The following is a 17710-nucleotide window of genomic DNA, read 5'->3' as shown; positions in this document are numbered from 1 at the left end:
CTAAAAAACGAAGCTGAGACATATAATCATCTCTCAGCTTCGTTTTTTAGTTACACATATTTTAATTAAATTTCTAGATTCTTTAATTCTAATAAAATTGTATCTTCCGCTACTGATCCATTACGAGCGATACTAAGACTTTCAGCAATCTTTAAGACTTTTTTAGCTTCTTCCTTCTCGTTCTTCAAGATGTAGCTACGACCTATACAAAGATATAGTTCATCTAATAAGAATAATGAGTCGTGTTCTCGACAAAGTTCAATTCCCTTATTAGCAACCTCAATAGCATTATCAGGATCTTCAAGTTGAAGATATAATTCTGCAATTTGACAATCAATTGATGCCCATTGATGAAGGCTTCCAATTAACTTTTTATTATCAATCAATTTTACAGACCGGTTAGTTAAACGTGCTGCTCGTTCTTTATCACCACGTTTTAAGTAAGCAAGCGCCATTCCTGCAGTTGTCATAGCTAAATAAATATTAGCACTAGTAGTAGCAAATTGAGTTAGAACAAGTTCAAAATTAAAAATAGCTTCATCAATTTGGTTATTTTCAACTTGAACCATTCCTACTAGATAGTAGTAACGTTGTTTATCAAAATCACTTTCTAGATTTTTTACATGAACCTTCTTCAAAAGCGCTGAAGCATCTTCAAAGTTGCGTGAAATCAAGTTATCAACAATTTGGTTGAATGTTTCATTAATTCCACTAACTTCATTTTCGACAATTCGATCAGAAGAAATATTTAAGCGTTCACATATTGCCGTTAAAATATCCATTTTGGGTAAGCGATTTTGTTTTTCCATTAGGCTGATTGTCGCTTGAGTACAAATCCCTTCAGCTAAAGCTGTTTGGGACAATCCACGCTTGCGACGAATTTGTTTTAATACGTCTCCTCGGAGTTTCATTGTTTACCTTCCTTAATCATAATTGTTGAATATAAAATATGTACTCTATGAACTGTACCATTGCCAACCGTATTATACACCATTAGCAACAAAAATTATTTTAGTTTTCTCTAGATCTTTTATTATAGACCAAAAATAAATCAATACTATTTTTATGCTTAAAATGCAATAAATTTTATAAAAAATAAATGCTTATAACCATCTTTACAGTCACCCCCGCGATGGTTATAAAGTACTGCAAGTAGCGTGACTGTAGGCTACTCTAACGCTTACAAAAACTGCGTATCTTCATTATATTATAAATTTTTCTTACTGCAATACTAAACCATGGATTTTATACCATTATGATAATATTTACTTTCTGCTATGATTTTAATAATAAAAATAGTTAGCACATTGTACTCACAACATCCTAACCATTAAATAATTGTTCTTTAGTCTTCGTTATATTTCTTTTGACCAACACGTTCAGTACCAAGCTTACGAAAATCGTACTTAATCTTGCTGTTTCGTTCAAATTCTTGTAATCCTAATTGAATTAATCGATCAATCAAGTCGGAATATGAAATACCAGAAACTTCCCACATTTGAGGGTACAAGCTAATGTTAGTAAATCCTGGTAAAGTATTTGGTTCACCAAGATAAGGGACATTATTGCTGTCAACTAAAAAGTCAATCCGAGCCATTCCCTTCATTCCTAATGCCTTGTATGCCTTCAAAGCCATGTCTGTAATTTCATCAACTAAGTATTGTGGTAATTTAACAGGAAGTTCAAAAACAACTCCACTAGCATCCACAAACTTATTTTCATAATCATAGAATGGATCATCCTTAGGTACACGAACAGCTCCTAACTTAGAGGCGATTGGGTGTTCATTTCCTAAGATTGAAATCTCAATTTCTTGAGGATTGGCGATCCCCTGTTCCACTAAGATCTTGTAGTCATACTTAAAGGCATCATCTAATGCTTTTTCGTATTCTTCAGCGTTAGTAACTCGATGAATACCAACAGAGGAGCCTTGCTTAGCTGGCTTTACAAAAGTGAGATTACCTAATTTTTCTTCAATCCGTCCCCATGAATAGTCAGCCCTGTTTTCTGGCGTAACTACAACATAAGGAGTATTACGAATACCAGCTTGGCTAATAATTTTCTTAGTAAGATCCTTGTCAAAAGCCATTGCACTAGCTGCAATATTTGAACCAACGTAAGGTTTATTAAGGAGCTTAAAGAGACCTTGAATTGTACCATCTTCACCTAAATTACCATGGATAACAGGGAAGAAGAAATCAATTTCCTTTTGTTCGTTTAAGGCCATAATTGGTGCTAATGGACTGCTCATATCCATCTTTTGATATGCTTCTGCTACCACTTGATCTTCAGGTTCGCCATCAAAGATCTTTTGTGAATCTTCATTACCTAAAAGAATTCCATCCTTTGTAAACATAAAAAGACTTACATCATACTTTTCCTTATCAAGAGCATCATAGATATTATGTGCTGATCGCTTTGACACATCATGTTCGGAGGAGTTGCCACCAAATAGTAAAGCGATGTGTAATTTTTGGGTCATAATAAATACCACCTTAAATATTTTTATCTTAGCCGTTTTCCTAGAACCTTAAGTATAACATGAACTGGAAAAATCCGCCAATACTAAATAGGAGACTAGAATCAAGGTTCCCCTAATCCTAGTCTCCTATTTTTTATTTAACTTCAACAATCCAGTTTTTTTCCATATCGCTTGAATTTAATCCAGCCGGATCATCAATAATCGCTTCATTTATTTTGGTAATCTTACCATCAACGGGACTATCCACATCAGTAACGGCCTTTTCTGCTTCAACAGCAATAAATTTATCAGCTTGTTTCAAGGTTGTTCCCACTGCCGGTACATCGATGAAACTTACTTCTCCTAACTCGTCACGGCCTTCAGCGTTTAAACCGATGCGCTTAGTACCATCTGCTTGTTCTTTTACCCAAAAATAATCTTTTGCCATTTTATGACCCCACTATCTAAATTCACGATTACTGCTAAACATATAAGAATGATGGTGGTAACGCATCGACATTACCATTCCAATCCCAATCAGGTTCCCAATTAACGAGGATCCCCCGGCACTAATAAATGGCAGCGGAATACCTGTTAATGGTAATAGACCGATGTTCATGCCGATATTTTCAAAAACGTGGAATAAAATCATCATGATGACCCCAGTTGAAATATAAGCATAGAATTCGTTCTTGGTATCAAATGTTACCCGAATCATTAAGTAGATCAGTAACAAGTAGATAAGGATTAGTAAAACCCCACCAATGAACCCAAAATTCTCACCGATAACGGAAAAAATCATATCTGATTCACGAACTGGAACATACACCTTTGAGTTATTAAAACCAGTCCCAGTAATACCACCAGAACCAACCGCTTTAATACTCTGCCATAACTGATACCCTTGGTTAGTTGTATCTTGTTCTGGATGAAGCCAGGTGTCAACCCGGTCAAACTGGTATGCCTGAAATCCAACGTGTTCAAGTATTTGTCGCCCAACCGAACTAGTTACCATTGCTAAGGCCGAACCCCCAACAACTACTAATATCGTAGCTGCTGGTGCCAAAATTTGCCAAGTTACTCCAGACACTAAGACCATTCCACAGAAAATAGCGAAGAATACTAACCCCGTCCCAAAGTCATTTTGAAACTTAAGAGAAATCAAAATTGGTAATAGCCATAAGAACATTGTTCCAATCAATCGCCAATCTGAATCAACGGTATGCACACTATATCGATTATTATGAGTCGTAATAACACGCCCCATCATCAAAATATAGGCAGGCTTCATTATTTCTGAAGGCTGAAACGTAAACGGTCCAATTGCAAACCAACTCTTAGCCCCTGTACTAGCATAATAAGCTCGACTATAAAAGACTAGGATTGCAAACATCAAAAATACACTTAGCCAGTATACAATTGGTGCTAATTTCCATAATTGTTCAGCATCAAATTGCATAATGACAATAATAAGAATAGTCCCGACCGCATACCAAACTAACTGGGTAATAACCTGTCGAGCAACACTAGTTTGCTGCCGATCATGAACTGCCGCTACATATATTGAAGCAAGACCAATCAAGGCTAACAAAAGAACACAGAATATAATTCCCCAGTCAATCCGACTTTCTACATCATTTTGCGAACGTTGCATTACCAAACTCCTTTACAAATTATTAATCAAAGAGGATGGTTCACCAAACTAATGCTGGTGAAGATGATATTGTTGAAGGACTATTTCTAATCCTTCTTCTTGAGAACGAACATAAAATTCGCTCTGGTCACTTATCAGCATTGCTTTGAAACGTTCATTATCGGTTACAACTTCACCAATCAATCGATCCCCAATAAAAATTTGTTGAACCGGTTGATTACGACGTTCAATATCTTTAACGCTGACTTCTACTTTTTTATCTTTCTTTGACACTTTTTCACCCTTAATAACTATTATTACCCCTGACGACGAAAAGTAAAATGATTAGGTACCGGATCATAGCCACCACGAGAAAACGGCTGACAACGAAGAAGACGCCAACTTCCGAGTAATAACCCCTTTAAACCAAAGCGTTGTAAAGCTTCTAACATGTACTGTGAACATGAGGGGGTAAATCGACATGCACGAAATGGTCGTTGGGTGGAAATTCCTCGTTGATACCAGCGTATAAGGTCACATAAAATCCTTACCATTTTCAAACTACTTCTTTCGTTCAGTCTTTTGCATCCGTTCTAACATTTCACCAGCGCCCTTAGCAACATTGTCTAATGGATCTTGTGAAACCACAACCGGTACTTTTAGACGAGCACTGAATAATTGATCGACACCCTTTAACAAAGAAGTACCACCGGTTAACATTATTCCACGGTCAATAATGTCACTAGCCAACTCTGGTGGAATTGTTTCTAATACATTTACAGCTGCTGAAACAATTTGTTCAAGCGTATCATGTAATGCTTCTTCAATTTCATTTTCATTAACTGTGATTTGCTTTGGCATTCCAGTAGCTACATCACGGCCACGAACATCCATTGTTTCAGGATCATCAACCCGTAATGCAGTTCCGAGTTCCATTTTGATCTTTTCAGCAGTATGTTCACCAATTACTAAACTATGCTTATTCTTAATATAAGAAGCAATATCACTATTCATCTTATCACCGGCCATCCGAATTGACTGGCTTGAGACAATATCTCCCAATGAAAGAATGGCAATATCACTGGTACCACCACCCATATCAATGACCATGTTTCCACGAGGTTTAAAAATATCCAATCCAGCACCAATTGCTGCCACTTTTGGCTCGTATTCAAGGTAAACTTTACCACCACCAGATTGTTCAGCGGCTTGAATAATCGCCTTCCGTTCAATCTCAGTAATATTTGTTGGCGCGCAGATCATGATGTTTGGCTTTGACATGAATCCCTTAACGCTTAGTTTACCGATAAAGTAGGAAAGCATTTCTTGAGTAACATCAAAATCAGAAATAACTCCATCCTTTAATGGACGAATGGCCCGAATGTTACTAGGAGTACGTCCAACCATTCGGTATGCTTCTGAACCAACAGCCAATACTTTATTGGTTTTTGTATCAACCGCCACAACTGACGGTTCATTTAGAACAATACCCTTGCCTTGAACATAGATCAAAACATTGGCAGTTCCTAAATCAATTCCAATATCCTTTGCCATTAATTTCTTCTCCTTTTAGCTAGTTAAGTTTTTACACTAAACTCGTTAATATCGTTCGTAATTATACCACAAAATAGGGGTACAGACAGATGTCGCTTACGAATCTTTAATCTTGATTTGTTTTTTTCTTAGTAGGCTTTACTGCCAATTTAATTTTATCCTCAACATCAATTCGATCAATCTTGGCTCCCAATTGTTGTAGCTTTTGGTGAAGATGATAGTATCCCCGATCAATATATTTTAAGTTACGAACCTGGGTAATTCCATCAGCAACTAACCCGGCCAATACTAAAGCAGCACCTGCCCGTAAATCAGAGGCGGCTACCTCAGCTCCACTAAAGCGCGTCGGACCATTAAGAACAGCGACTGGACCATTAATTTGAAAATCAGCATTCATTCGTCGCAATTCTTCTAAATGCATAAAACGCTTCTCAAAAATCGTCTCATCTAGGGTACTAGTCCCATTTGCTAAAAGCTGGAGAACAGACATTTGTGGCTGAAGATCAGTAGGGAAGCCAGGATACGGAAGGGTCTTAATATTCGTAGGGATTAAAACCGAAGTCCCAAGAACGCGAATCCCATCTTCTTGGACAATAACAGTCACACCCATTTCCTCCAATTTAGCAATCAATGAGGTATTATGCTCAGCAATTGCCCCTTCAACCACTACATCACCATTAGTAACGGCTGCCGCAATCATGAATGTTCCCGCTTCAATCCTATCTGGCATTACTGCATGTTCGCAGCCATGAAGGAAATTAACTCCTTGAATCCGAATAATGTCTGTTCCAGCACCATGAACACGCGCGCCCATTTTATTCAACATATTCGCTAAATCAACAATTTCAGGTTCACTGGCTGCATTTTCAATTGTTGTAATTCCCTGCGCAAGTGTCGCTGCCATCATTAGGTTTTGTGTTGCACCGACACTAGGAAAATCTAAATAAATATGATCACCAATTAAGTGTTCAGCCCGTGCCTCTAAGTATCCATCATGCTGTTCTATAATCGCTCCTAATTGACGTAATCCTTTTAGGTGTAAGTCAATTGGTCGGGACCCAATCGCACATCCACCAGGGAGCGCAATTTGCGCATGACCTGTCCGAGCTAGTAAAGGTCCTAAGACTACCATCGATGCCCGCATTCGACTAACATATTCTAATGGTGCTTCAGATGACACAGGATCAGCTGCATCAATTGTTAAAACATGCTTATCTTTATCAAAATCTACTTTTATATTTAAGAACCGTAATAATTGATTCATTGTCGTTACATCCGATAAAATTGGAACATTTGATAATTTAATGTTTCCACTAGAAGCCAAAATAGATGCCGCTTGAATTGGTAAGACTGCATTTTTTGCTCCTTCAACTTTAACTCGACCAGTTAACCGCTGACCGCCCTTAACAACAATTTTTTCCATAAGATCCTCCAGTAAATACTATCGAATTAAATATGTCAAATTACCAATTGCACTTAGGATATTTAAGAAGAATGTCGCACATAAATATCCTAATCCAGTAGCCATCAAAACAATAAGTAGAGGCAAGGTACGTGGTGGTCGGTTAAAAAAATGCTCAAAATGTATCCCTTGAATAGCAAAAAACGCTAACCAGACAAATGCCAGTTGCACTATTATTTCTATTAGCGCTCGTAGTCCTGTAATTTGCAATCGATCACCCTCTTTTAAACTAAATTCAATCATATCATATCACATGATTAAATTATTAATTCGTAAAAAAGCTTAATGATCTTTTAAACGAAAAGGAGTGAGGCTAAACTTGCTTGCAAGTTTTTAGTCCCACCCCGTAAAGATAGCTAGGCATCTACTGTGTTTTAGCAGTTTACACTTTAAAATAATAAAGAGGTTGGATTATTTTTTCCAACCTCTTTTTGATATTATACCTTAGATATTGCGTTGCTTAGAAGCAGCATTCAAACGATTAATTGCACGCTTGAGGTGAACTTCTGCACGTGATAAGTCGCTTTGGTTATGCTTCTTCTTTGCTTCTGCGATTGCAGACTCAGAACGCTCTTTAGCTTTCTGTGCCCGCTCAACGTCAATTGCTTCAGGCATTTCAGCACTATCAGCTGCGATTGTAGCATTTTGACCATCAAATTGAATGATCCCACCATTAACCGCGGCAACTTCATCAGTGCCTTCAGAATGTTTAATTCGAACTGTACTGATTTCAAGCGCAGCAATTAATGGTACGTGGTTAGCCATGATTCCCATTTGTCCACCAGCAGTGTTCATAACAAGCATGGTAACCTTATCATTATCATAGACGGTGCCATCTGGAGTAATAATAGTGACCTTAAAAGTATTTTCAGCCATAATTATCCCTCCTAGTCTTCTGAGCTATCTTCGTCAGTATCAGCCTTCATTTTCTTTGCCTTTTCAACAACGTCTTCAATTGGTCCAACTAACCGGAAAGCTTCTTCTGGAAGATCATCATACTTACCAGCAAGAATTTCCTTAAAGCCTTTAATTGTTTCCTTTAATGGAACATATTTACCAGGTAATCCTGTAAATTGGGAAGCAACACTAAAGCTTTGGGAAAGGAAGTTTTGAATCCGCCGTGCACGAGCAACGATTGTCTTTTCTTCGTCAGATAATTCATCCATACCTAAAATAGAGATGATATCTTGAAGTTCATGGTATCGTTGAAGAACGTGTTGAACCTGTGTAGCAACTTCATAGTGTTCTTTACCAACAATTTCTGGAGTAAGAGCAGTAGAAGTTGAAGCTAATGGGTCAACGGCTGGATAAATACCAATTTGGGTTAATCGACGTTCCAAGTTAGTAGTTGCATCCAAGTGGGCAAATGTCGTAGCTGGTGCAGGGTCGGTATAGTCATCGGCTGGAACATAAACGGCTTGGATAGACGTAATAGATCCCTTCTTAGTTGAAGTAATCCGTTCCTGTAACTGACCCATTTCAGTAGCTAATGTTGGCTGGTAACCAACGGCAGAAGGAATTCGACCCAAGAGGGCAGAAACTTCTGAACCAGCTTGTGTAAACCGGAAGATGTTATCGATAAAGAGCAAAACATCTTGTCCCTTTACATCACGGAAGTATTCCGCAATTGTTAAACCAGTTAAGGCAACCCGCATACGGGCACCAGGTGGTTCGTTCATCTGACCATAAACCATGGCCGTCTTTTCAAGAACTCCAGAGGCCTTCATTTCATAGTACATATCATTACCTTCACGGGTACGTTCACCAACCCCTGTAAAGACAGAAATACCATTATGACCTTGAGCAATGTTATGAATCAATTCCTGAATCAAAACGGTCTTACCAACACCGGCACCACCAAATAGACCAATCTTACCACCACGAACATATGGAGCCAGTAAATCAATAACCTTGATCCCAGTTTCCAAAATTTCGGTAGCATTATTTAAGTCATCATACTTTGGTGCATCACGGTGAATAGGCATCCGCTTTGCATCAGGACCAAATTTCGGTCCGTTGTCAACAGGTTCCCCTAAGACGTTAAATACTCGTCCCAGAGTATCATCACCAACTGGTACACTAATTGATGCGCCAGTGTTTTCAACTTCCATACCACGTTGAAGACCATCAGTACCGTCCATGGCAATTGTTCGAACAACACCATCACCTAATTCCAAGGCAACTTCAGTTGTTAGAGTCTTACCATCGCTTTCCTTAATCTTCAAAGCGTCATTAATTTCAGGAAGTTTTTCGTCTAAGGGAAATTCAACATCAACAACTGGTCCGATAACTTGTAAAACTTTACCAGAACTCATGTTGTTTCCTCCTACGTTAGAAAAAATTATTCTTGAGCAGTCATACCACCAGTAATTTCTGTAATTTCAGTGGTAATTGCTGCTTGCCGTGCTCGGTTATATTGCAATTCGAGAGTAGAGATAATGTCATCAGCATTATCTGTAGCTGAACGCATTGCATTCGCACTTGAAGAGTGTTCTGATGTCTTGGCATCAAGAATCGCTCCATAAATCAAACTTTCTGCATATTGGGCAACTAATGCAGAAATGATTTCTGTATCTGACGGTTCAAATTCATACTCGGCTGAGACATGCGCAGTACTTACATCAGAATTATTTAATTCTGTATTTTCTTGTGCTACATTTTCATCATCGAGTAATGACTTTTCAGTAATTGGGAGTACATCGTGAACAATCACATTTGATGTAATTCGGTTAACGTAATGACTGTAAACCATGTACATTTCATCAAATACTTGATCACTGTACATTTGAACAGCGGTCTTCACAATACTATGAACTTCACGATAGGTAGGAACATCGCTAACGCCTGAATATTCGTAAACGACATTCATTCCCCTCTTCTTAAAGAATTCGGTCCCTGTTTTTCCAACCGTCAGAAATACTGTGTTGTCTTTATCAAGATTGTGCTTAGCCATCATATCTAACGTTTGCTTGATAATATTACTATTGTAACTACCAACCAAACCTCGGTCAGACGTAATCACAAGCACCCCAGTCTTTTTAACTGCGCGCTTTTTAAACAGTGCAGCGTAAACATCATCTTGCGAAGCTGCAGATGTTGCGCTGTGAGATTTAACCAGATCAGACAACATTTGCTTAACCTTCTCAGCATATACTTCGTAGGTCTGAGTGTGGTGTTGAATTTGATTCAGTTTTGCGGTTGAAACCATTTGCATCGCCGAAGTAATCTGACGCGTACTCTTAGTGGAATCAATCTTATGTTTAACTGCAGCGAGTGAAGCTGGCACTAAATCTCACCGTCCTTTCGACTAATCATCATTAACTATTTTTCTTCAGCGACTTGCTTTTTAGTTCCTTGAAATGTTTCAGAGAACTTAGCAACAGCATTTTGCAAGTCATCGCCTTCTGGTAGCTTACCAGTCTTCTTGATGGTGTCGTAGAGGTCTTGGTGGTTAGCATGCATATAAGCAGCCAATTCACTTTCGTAACGTTGAACATCTTCAATTTCGACTTTATCGATAAAACCACGTGAAAGAGCAAATAATGTTACAACTTGTTCTTCTACTGGCAGTGGATCATGCAATCCCTGCTTCAAGACTTCCATAGTCCGTTGACCACGAGCCAATTTAGCTTGCGTAGCTGCATCAAGGTCGGAACCGAATTGAGCAAAAGATGCTAATTCGTTGTATGAAGCAATATCCAAACGCAAAGTACCAGCAACTTTCTTCATTGCTTTGATCTGAGCGTCACCACCAACACGAGAAACTGAAGTACCAGCATCAATGGCTGGACGTTGACCTGCATAGAATTCATCTGAATCTAAGAAGATCTGACCATCAGTAATAGAAATAACGTTAGTAGGAATATATGCAGAAACATCACCAGCTTGCGTCTGAATGATTGGTAAAGCAGTCATTGAACCACCACCAAGGTCATCAGACAAACGAGCAGCACGTTCTAGCAACCGTGAGTGAGTATAGAAAATATCACCAGGGTAAGCTTCACGACCAGGAGGACGACGAAGAATTAATGAAAGTTCACGGTATGCATCCGCTTGTTTTGATAAATCATCATAAACAATAAGAACATCTTTACCGTTGAACATAAATTCTTCACCCATCGCAGCCCCTGCATATGGCGCAATGTATAGCATTGGAGCAGGGTTTGAAGCACTAGCTGAAACAACAATTGTGTAATCTAATGCTCCATACTTACGAAGGGTTTCAACACTAGCCCGAACAGTTGATTCCTTTTGACCAATAGCAACGTAAATACAAATTACGTCTTGGTTCTTTTGGTTAATAATGGTATCTAACGCAATGGCAGTTTTACCTGTCTTACGGTCACCAATAATCAATTCACGCTGACCACGTCCAATTGGAACTAAGGCATCAATAACCTTAATACCAGTTTGAAGTGGCACACTAACACTCTTACGCTCCATAACACCTGGAGCCTTACGTTCAATTGGACGAGTTTTATCTGTCTTAATCTCACCAAGACCGTCAATTGGACGACCTAATGAGTCAACAACCCGTCCTAATAATGCATCGCCAACGGGTACTTCCATGATTCGACCCGTCCGCTTAACGGTGTCTCCTTCACGAATGCCTGTGTAATCCCCTAAAATAACAATACCTACATCATTACTTTCGAGGTTTTGAGCCATTCCGTAGACCCCGTTACTAAATTCGAGCAACTCACCAGCCATAGCATTATCTAAGCCATCGGCACGAGCAACACCATCACCAACATAGGTAACAGTACCGGTTTCTTCGACAGATACTTTGTCTTGGTAGTTGGCGAGTTGTTTTTTGATGAGTGAACTGATTTCCTCAGTTTTAATGCTCATAAAGGTCTCACCTCTTTGAAAAAAGATATATTTATCTAACTAGTAAACGACGAATTTGCTTAATCTTTGAGCTGAGACTACCATCTAATGTCTTATTATCAACATGGACAATAACCCCACCTAAAATTTCTGGATCAACATGTTCTGTTAAGGTAACTTCATTAGCACCAAAACGTTTTGCAAGATTAGCCTTCAGTTGATCCTCTTGTTGTTTATCGAGTTGGATCGCTGTGGTAACGTCAGCATGCATCCGCTTCATTTTACGGTCATACCGCCGTTCAAACTCATCAATAATTGCGACCATGCAGTCAATACGGCCGTAATCGAAAACCATTTGAATTAAGTTCGCAACATACTTTGAAGCACCTTGCTGTAAATCTTTAATCAATGATTTCTTTTCATCAAGTGACAGTTGAACTCCCGCAAGTGCGGCGTCCAATCCCTCGTTGTCCTCAAAGACTTGGCGTAAAGCAATCAATTCTTGATAAGTTTGATCGAGTTCGTTATCAGCATCGACCAATTCAAACAGTGCTTTCGCATAGCGATCAGCAACTGTCTTCTTATCAAGACTCATGTTCTACCAACCCTTCGATATAGGAATCGATCAATTCTTTTTGATCGTCTGCCTTTAATTCTTTTTGGATGAGTTTGGAAGCAATCTCAATAGATAAGTTTGCAACGTCATCCTTAGCACTATTTAATGCATCGCGACGTGCTTGCTCAGCATCTTTTTGTGCTTGTTGCTTGAGAGCTTGGGCATCTTTTTGCGCTGTTTCAACAATTTGTGCCCGCTGAGTTTCCCCAGACTTTTTAGCATTACTTACAATCTCAGCAGCTTCTTGCCGTGAGCTTTGTAACTCAGCTTGTCGCTTTGCAGCCATCTTTTCAGCACTTTCACGTGAACGAGCAGCATTATCAATGTCATTAGCAATCTTATCTGCACGTTTCTTCATCATATCTGTTACTGGTTTCCAAGCAAAATGCTTAACTAATAGCATTAAGATGATAAAAGTAACGATGTAGAATACCAAGTCACCAATGTATAAACTGTTTGATTCAGCTAACACACTGTTTACAAACATCTATTGACACCTCCTTATCTTAAAATAAAAAACTTAAAATAATTACTTGTTCATAACAAGGAAGCCAATAACGATGGCAATAATAGGCATGGCTTCAATCAAACCAACACCAATAAACATCGTTGCTTGTAATCTACTTTGTAATTCTGGTTGACGTGCGATACTGTCAACTGTGTGTCCGATTAAGATACCGTCACCGATACCACCACCGATAGCGGCACCCATAGCCGCGAGTCCTGCAGCAATTGCTCCTAATGCCATTTTAAAATTCCTCCTTAAGGATTATTATTCGGAAATCTTCCGAGAAATATAAACCGTCGTTAATGTTACAAAGACATATGCCTGAATCGAACCGATAAATACGGAGAATCCTTGCCATGCAAGTTCCAAAAATAGTCCTGGAATAATGGTTAGGATTCCATGTGAGAATGCCATATTAGCAATCAAACTCATTAAAAGTTCACCGGCAAAAATGTTACCAAAAATACGGAGACCAAGAGTTAAGAAGTTAGCAAATTCTTCGATAATGTTAACAGGAAGCATTAAAGTAAATGGTTTAGTGTATCCTTTCAGGTATCCACCAAGACCATTATGTGCTACTCCAGCAGCGAATGCTAATACCATTACCATTAAAGAAAGTGTTAACGTAACAACTGGATCTGCCGTTGGACTTCTAAGTATTTCAGCTCCGTTCCAATGGAATTGGAAAATTAAACCGAATTGGTTTGCAAAGAAGATGAAAACAAACAAAACAAAGGCAAAGAAACTATAGTGACCTTGTTCAGATGCTGGCATCTGGCTTCGCACAATTCCATTAGTAAAGTCAACTAGCCACTCAAATACGTTTTGTGCACCAGTAGGCTTCATTTGGATCTTTCGTGACATCCCGTAAAGAGTGAAGAACACGATTGCGTAGATAATCAGTCCAGAAACAATGTTCGTAGTATTGAACGTGAGTCCGAAAAGCTTAAAAGTTAAAGCATCACCGCCCATTCATATTCCACCTCTTTCCTTATAACAATAATTTGGCTTGTAAATTGGATGAACGTTGCAAATAAAACGAACTACCCCAAGTTACGAATGTTAATATATCATTAATTTCGTTAAAATTCAAAAAAACATTAGGTTTATATATCCCTACCAATCATTTGATAAGAACACAAAGAAAACGTTTCCAAGGTTTTGATAAACTTTTTCTTACAATCTGTTTTTTTCCACGACCTCTTAATTTTTTTGTTTTGTTATCATACGAAAAAAGCAGAGTAAGAGGCTAGATGCCTTTTCTCACTCTGCTTAAAAATTCAAACTACATTTCACTCTTGGCTTTTTGTGGAAGGATTAAATTCATTATTATCCCGAGGACAGCTGCAACAGCTAATCCAGAGAATTGATATTTCCCTAATTGAAGATAGGCATTCCCAATCCCAATTACTAAAATAACTGATGAAATCATCAAATTTCTTTTTTCATTAAAATCAATTTTGTTCTCAATCATTACACGCAATCCACTAGAGGCAATCACACCAAATAACAGGAATGAAATCCCGCCGATAACCGGTGAAGGGATAGATTCAATCAAGGCGCTTAATTTGCCAATAAAGCTAAAGAAGATGGCAAATACAGCTGCTCCAGCAATAACGTAAACTGAATGGACACGCGTGATTGCCATTACCCCAATATTTTCACCATAACTAGTTACGGGCGGTCCGCCAACGAATCCGGCAATAATTGAAGCCGTCCCATCTCCTGCAAGCGTATGGTTCAAGCCTGGTTCCTTGAAGTAATTTCGTTCAGTCAACTCATTCAGAACCATAATATGACCCAAGTGTTCTGTCATGGTAACAAAGGCGATCGGTGCCATACTCAAAATCGCACCCCAGTATAATTGAGGATGATAATCAACAAACGGAATCTGAAAGTCGGGCAAACTAAACCAATGTGCATGCGCAACTGAAGAAAAGTCCACAATGCCAAACAAGACCGCAATAATATAACCAGCAACAATCCCCATCAAAATCGGAATTAGACCAAGGAATCCTTTAAAATACATATTGAAGATAACTGTTATTGCCATCGTAAGCATTGCGACCGCAAAAAAGCGTAAATCATAATGGCCAGTAGTTGAATTGATGGTAGCATCTTTAGCGGCTGTTCCTGCCAATGACAGCCCGATTACAACAACAATCGGACCAACAACAATTGGTGGCAGAATGCGATCAATCCATTGTGACCCAACCAGCGTTACAATTACTGATACGATTAAATATACGCACCCAACTGCAATAGTCCCCTGTGCAATTCCCGGATAACCAGTAGTTTTCATTAAGGCCATCATTGGGACAACAAATGAAAAACTCGATCCCATATAAGCCGGAATCTTATGCTTAGTAATGAGTAAATACATCAGGGTCCCTACCCCTGAACTAAACAAGGCAATTCCTGGATTTAATCCTACCAAGATTGGGACTAAAACAGTGGAGCCAAACATAGAAAACATATGTTGCAAGGATAAACCAAACCACTGCCAAGGAGCTGGCCGTTCGTCTACATCTAAAACAACATTATCACGGTGCGCCATATAAATCCTCCTAAAGAAAAACGACCTTGGAATCCCTGCTCCAAAGTCGTCTATTTCCCTACCCAATCCTAACTGTGGAAAGAGCAAGGAGAATTTATCCGTACCTTTGAAGCCTCACAGGACTCCGATTAAAGGTCTATTTATAAGTTATTCGTATGTTACTTTGTTTTAGGGTAATTGTCAATAACGGATTTACGACGCTTTGTCATCACCCAAGCAGTCATGGGAACAGTGATCAATACCCCAATGAAAGCAATCAGAATTTCAATCATTTCTGCCACAAAAATTTTATTATTCATAATTGCACCAAAGGAATAGTGAAGACCTAAGAACCAAATAAATAGTGCTAAGAATCCACCAAAGAAGCCAAAGAAAAGCGTATTGAAAGTCGTTCCAATAATCTGTTGTCCAATCGCCATCCCACTATGAATCAATTGACGATTAGTTCTTTCGGGATGATTCTCAAGAATTTCCGTAAGCCCAGAGGAAATTGCCATTGCTGCTTCCGCAATTGCTCCGAGAGAACTCAAAATAGTAGTAGTAACAGAAACCTTGAAATAACTAATTCCAATTAAAGTTGACATCCCCTCTAACTCATCGCTATCTTCTGTTCCAAAGCCTTGTACCATTGCCCAGTGCTCAATAATAAAGATCAGCACTAAAATTAAGCATACCACGATGAGTGAAGCATAAAATGCCGTCACGGTTGTCCGCAAATCATCTTCCCCCATGAAAATGGTTATCGCTAAAATTGTAATCCCAATAGTCATGGTTACAAATAAAAGGGGAACATGAAACGCAACTAAAATAATTGCAAAATATAAAAAGCCAAAATTAAGAAGCAAACTCAAAAAAGCTGTCCAGCCCTGTTTTCCTCCCACAAGGACCATCAAAATTAGCAAGACCAAACCAAGACCCGTAATTGTCGTCATCTTTGCACCTTCTTTCCTAAGAGCAATGCCCCAAATAGACTTACAAGGGGAACTGAAAGGACAATCCCAATTCCACTAATCAGGCTCTGAATAGTCCCTAAGCTCATATTCATTGCATAGGTATAGCCCCACGAGTTACCGTTTTTGATATACAAAAGACTACCAGTAAAAGTATCCACCATAAAAATTAAAAATAAAACATTTATTAACGGTCCCATAATTGACTTACCAACATTGCGTCCAGAGATAAATAACTGTTTACGGGTAACAGCTGGATTTAACTGCTTTAGTTCAAAAAGAGTGGCGATAATATCACTTGATTCATCCATTACCGCCCCTAAAGATCCTAATAATGTTTCAGCCAAAAAAAGTGGCCGGGGAACTTGCGTAACATATTCCATTGATTCATAGTAAATCCCCCGCTCATACGTCCACATAAATACAAGCATACTTACTCCCAAGGCAACAAACGTCCCAATAACCGTTGCCGCAAAAGTCGCCAACATCTTTTTACTAAACCCAAGAACTAACAATAAGCTAATAAACGTAAAAATTATGGCAAGAATACTAAAAAGCAGCATGATATGCTGACCATTTTGTTTTAGGTCAATCTCAATTGCAATTATAAACAAAAGAGCATTAATTACTACGCTTAAGAATGCGAACAACCCTGCACGCCCCATAAGGAGAAGCAACATCAAGATAACAAGCCAAAGCAAGAAAACGATTACTGTATCGCGCTTATAACCGTTAACATTGGCGGTTAGTTTTCCGCCTCGTTTACGAAGCTGGGTTAAAAACACTTCATTCCCAGCCCGATAACGTTGATCCATCGGTTGCGAATCACTATATGTATTTTGGACTGTTAATTTTTGCCCGCGATATTTACCATTCATTAGTTTTACTTGGAGTTGTTGATTATATTGGTGGTCAACATTGTCAAACTGGTCTTTTACTCTTTGTTTACTCACCGTTTTTTCACTAATTACTTTAGCGATTGGCTGCTGATAGAAGCGCTCATTATGGCTAGTAAATAAGAGAGCACCAATCCCGACGATCATTAAAAAAATTAATAACCAGATTCTTTGCTTTGTCCAGTATTGCTTAATCACAACTTTACATCTCCTTAGTACAGCAAAACTATTGCCATTTTACTC

General features: G+C 38.7%; 20 protein-coding genes. All 20 read right to left on the bottom strand.

From position 1 onward, the window contains the following. Nucleotides 1–65: 65 nt before the first annotated feature. The gene (locus H5S10_RS03430; RefSeq protein ID WP_182588698.1) at nucleotides 66–911 is read right to left on the bottom strand and encodes a helix-turn-helix domain-containing protein; all 846 of its coding nucleotides are present in this window, start codon (nucleotides 909–911) and stop codon (nucleotides 66–68) included. A gap of 434 nt (nucleotides 912–1345) precedes the next feature. Continuing rightward, a complete protein-coding gene (locus H5S10_RS03425) occupies nucleotides 1346–2482 on the bottom strand; it encodes a D-alanine--D-alanine ligase family protein (protein ID WP_019251361.1) in 1137 nt (378 codons plus the stop codon). Nucleotides 2483–2615: 133 nt separating this feature from the next. Continuing rightward, a complete protein-coding gene (locus H5S10_RS03420) occupies nucleotides 2616–2909 on the bottom strand; it encodes a glycine cleavage system protein H (protein ID WP_182588696.1) in 294 nt (97 codons plus the stop codon). A gap of 12 nt (nucleotides 2910–2921) precedes the next feature. Further along, the gene (locus H5S10_RS03415) at nucleotides 2922–4115 is read right to left on the bottom strand and encodes an FtsW/RodA/SpoVE family cell cycle protein (protein ID WP_003676135.1); all 1194 of its coding nucleotides are present in this window, start codon (nucleotides 4113–4115) and stop codon (nucleotides 2922–2924) included. A gap of 48 nt (nucleotides 4116–4163) precedes the next feature. Beyond that, complete coding sequence (locus H5S10_RS03410; protein WP_003666580.1) at nucleotides 4164–4388, bottom strand: DUF2969 domain-containing protein; 225 nt, start codon at nucleotides 4386–4388, stop codon at nucleotides 4164–4166. 23 nt (nucleotides 4389–4411) lie between these two features. After that, nucleotides 4412–4648, bottom strand: coding sequence for a membrane protein insertion efficiency factor YidD (yidD, locus tag H5S10_RS03405; RefSeq protein WP_182588764.1), 237 nt, complete (start codon nucleotides 4646–4648; stop codon nucleotides 4412–4414). A gap of 7 nt (nucleotides 4649–4655) precedes the next feature. Next, on the bottom strand, nucleotides 4656–5648 hold the full coding sequence (mreB, locus tag H5S10_RS03400; protein ID WP_182586007.1) for a rod shape-determining protein: 993 nt from the start codon (nucleotides 5646–5648) through the stop codon (nucleotides 4656–4658). A gap of 106 nt (nucleotides 5649–5754) precedes the next feature. Next, on the bottom strand, nucleotides 5755–7071 hold the full coding sequence (gene murA, locus H5S10_RS03395) for a UDP-N-acetylglucosamine 1-carboxyvinyltransferase (protein ID WP_182586006.1): 1317 nt from the start codon (nucleotides 7069–7071) through the stop codon (nucleotides 5755–5757). Between the two features lie 18 nt (nucleotides 7072–7089). Further along, on the bottom strand, nucleotides 7090–7353 hold the full coding sequence (locus H5S10_RS03390; protein WP_003667560.1) for a DUF1146 family protein: 264 nt from the start codon (nucleotides 7351–7353) through the stop codon (nucleotides 7090–7092). A gap of 201 nt (nucleotides 7354–7554) precedes the next feature. Then, a complete protein-coding gene (locus H5S10_RS03385) occupies nucleotides 7555–7986 on the bottom strand; it encodes a F0F1 ATP synthase subunit epsilon (protein WP_182586005.1) in 432 nt (143 codons plus the stop codon). A gap of 11 nt (nucleotides 7987–7997) precedes the next feature. Then, complete coding sequence (gene atpD, locus H5S10_RS03380) at nucleotides 7998–9425, bottom strand: F0F1 ATP synthase subunit beta (protein WP_182586004.1); 1428 nt, start codon at nucleotides 9423–9425, stop codon at nucleotides 7998–8000. 26 nt (nucleotides 9426–9451) lie between these two features. After that, the gene (locus H5S10_RS03375) at nucleotides 9452–10396 is read right to left on the bottom strand and encodes a F0F1 ATP synthase subunit gamma (protein WP_182586003.1); all 945 of its coding nucleotides are present in this window, start codon (nucleotides 10394–10396) and stop codon (nucleotides 9452–9454) included. A 35-nt stretch (nucleotides 10397–10431) separates the two neighbouring features. Then, nucleotides 10432–11961, bottom strand: coding sequence for a F0F1 ATP synthase subunit alpha (gene atpA / locus H5S10_RS03370; protein WP_003666568.1), 1530 nt, complete (start codon nucleotides 11959–11961; stop codon nucleotides 10432–10434). A 31-nt stretch (nucleotides 11962–11992) separates the two neighbouring features. After that, nucleotides 11993–12535, bottom strand: a complete 543-nt coding sequence (gene atpH / locus H5S10_RS03365) for an ATP synthase F1 subunit delta (protein ID WP_003666566.1) — start codon at nucleotides 12533–12535, stop codon at nucleotides 11993–11995. After that, nucleotides 12525–13043: a F0F1 ATP synthase subunit B gene (gene atpF, locus H5S10_RS03360; RefSeq protein ID WP_003666564.1), complete on the bottom strand. Its 519-nt coding sequence runs from the start codon at nucleotides 13041–13043 to the stop codon at nucleotides 12525–12527. Before atpF ends, atpH begins: the two co-directional genes overlap by 11 nt. Nucleotides 13044–13085: 42 nt before the next feature. Then, nucleotides 13086–13304, bottom strand: a complete 219-nt coding sequence (gene atpE, locus H5S10_RS03355) for a F0F1 ATP synthase subunit C (RefSeq protein WP_003666561.1) — start codon at nucleotides 13302–13304, stop codon at nucleotides 13086–13088. Between the two features lie 24 nt (nucleotides 13305–13328). Next, nucleotides 13329–14036 carry a F0F1 ATP synthase subunit A gene (atpB, locus tag H5S10_RS03350; RefSeq protein WP_182588694.1) on the bottom strand — a complete coding sequence of 236 codons (708 nt, stop codon included), beginning with the start codon at nucleotides 14034–14036 and terminating at the stop codon, nucleotides 13329–13331. A 313-nt stretch (nucleotides 14037–14349) separates the two neighbouring features. Continuing rightward, complete coding sequence (locus tag H5S10_RS03345) at nucleotides 14350–15621, bottom strand: solute carrier family 23 protein (RefSeq protein WP_182586001.1); 1272 nt, start codon at nucleotides 15619–15621, stop codon at nucleotides 14350–14352. Between the two features lie 158 nt (nucleotides 15622–15779). Then, entirely contained in the window at nucleotides 15780–16553 is a 774-nt protein-coding gene (locus tag H5S10_RS03340) for a YibE/F family protein (protein WP_182588692.1), read from the bottom strand. Then, nucleotides 16550–17665, bottom strand: a complete 1116-nt coding sequence (locus tag H5S10_RS03335) for a YibE/F family protein (protein ID WP_182588691.1) — start codon at nucleotides 17663–17665, stop codon at nucleotides 16550–16552. Before H5S10_RS03335 ends, H5S10_RS03340 begins: the two co-directional genes overlap by 4 nt. Between the last annotated feature and the right edge of the window lie 45 nt (nucleotides 17666–17710).

Origin of the sequence: Limosilactobacillus balticus, from assembly GCF_014145615.1 — a bacterium.
GTDB classification, from domain to species: domain Bacteria; phylum Bacillota; class Bacilli; order Lactobacillales; family Lactobacillaceae; genus Limosilactobacillus; species Limosilactobacillus balticus.
The sequence above is the reverse complement of the archived record's forward strand: the minus strand, read 5'-3'. Positions and strand labels throughout refer to the sequence as shown.

What these genes read in the sequence shown, in the direction of transcription:
- H5S10_RS03430 (WP_182588698.1), bottom strand. Translation starts at nt 911, where the DNA reads ATGAAACTCCGAGGAGACGTATTAAAACAAATTCGTCGCAAGCGTGGA.
- H5S10_RS03425 (WP_019251361.1), bottom strand. Translation starts at nt 2,482, where the DNA reads ATGACCCAAAAATTACACATCGCTTTACTATTTGGTGGCAACTCCTCC.
- H5S10_RS03420 (WP_182588696.1), bottom strand. Translation starts at nt 2,909, where the DNA reads ATGGCAAAAGATTATTTTTGGGTAAAAGAACAAGCAGATGGTACTAAG.
- H5S10_RS03415 (WP_003676135.1), bottom strand. Translation starts at nt 4,115, where the DNA reads ATGCAACGTTCGCAAAATGATGTAGAAAGTCGGATTGACTGGGGAATT.
- yidD (WP_182588764.1), bottom strand. Translation starts at nt 4,648, where the DNA reads ATGGTAAGGATTTTATGTGACCTTATACGCTGGTATCAACGAGGAATT.
- mreB (WP_182586007.1), bottom strand. Translation starts at nt 5,648, where the DNA reads ATGGCAAAGGATATTGGAATTGATTTAGGAACTGCCAATGTTTTGATC.
- murA (WP_182586006.1), bottom strand. Translation starts at nt 7,071, where the DNA reads ATGGAAAAAATTGTTGTTAAGGGCGGTCAGCGGTTAACTGGTCGAGTT.
- H5S10_RS03390 (WP_003667560.1), bottom strand. Translation starts at nt 7,353, where the DNA reads ATGATTGAATTTAGTTTAAAAGAGGGTGATCGATTGCAAATTACAGGA.
- H5S10_RS03385 (WP_182586005.1), bottom strand. Translation starts at nt 7,986, where the DNA reads ATGGCTGAAAATACTTTTAAGGTCACTATTATTACTCCAGATGGCACC.
- atpD (WP_182586004.1), bottom strand. Translation starts at nt 9,425, where the DNA reads ATGAGTTCTGGTAAAGTTTTACAAGTTATCGGACCAGTTGTTGATGTT.
- atpA (WP_003666568.1), bottom strand. Translation starts at nt 11,961, where the DNA reads ATGAGCATTAAAACTGAGGAAATCAGTTCACTCATCAAAAAACAACTC.
- atpH (WP_003666566.1), bottom strand. Translation starts at nt 12,535, where the DNA reads ATGAGTCTTGATAAGAAGACAGTTGCTGATCGCTATGCGAAAGCACTG.
- atpF (WP_003666564.1), bottom strand. Translation starts at nt 13,043, where the DNA reads ATGTTTGTAAACAGTGTGTTAGCTGAATCAAACAGTTTATACATTGGT.
- atpE (WP_003666561.1), bottom strand. Translation starts at nt 13,304, where the DNA reads ATGGCATTAGGAGCAATTGCTGCAGGACTCGCGGCTATGGGTGCCGCT.
- atpB (WP_182588694.1), bottom strand. Translation starts at nt 14,036, where the DNA reads ATGGGCGGTGATGCTTTAACTTTTAAGCTTTTCGGACTCACGTTCAAT.
- H5S10_RS03345 (WP_182586001.1), bottom strand. Translation starts at nt 15,621, where the DNA reads ATGGCGCACCGTGATAATGTTGTTTTAGATGTAGACGAACGGCCAGCT.
- H5S10_RS03340 (WP_182588692.1), bottom strand. Translation starts at nt 16,553, where the DNA reads ATGACGACAATTACGGGTCTTGGTTTGGTCTTGCTAATTTTGATGGTC.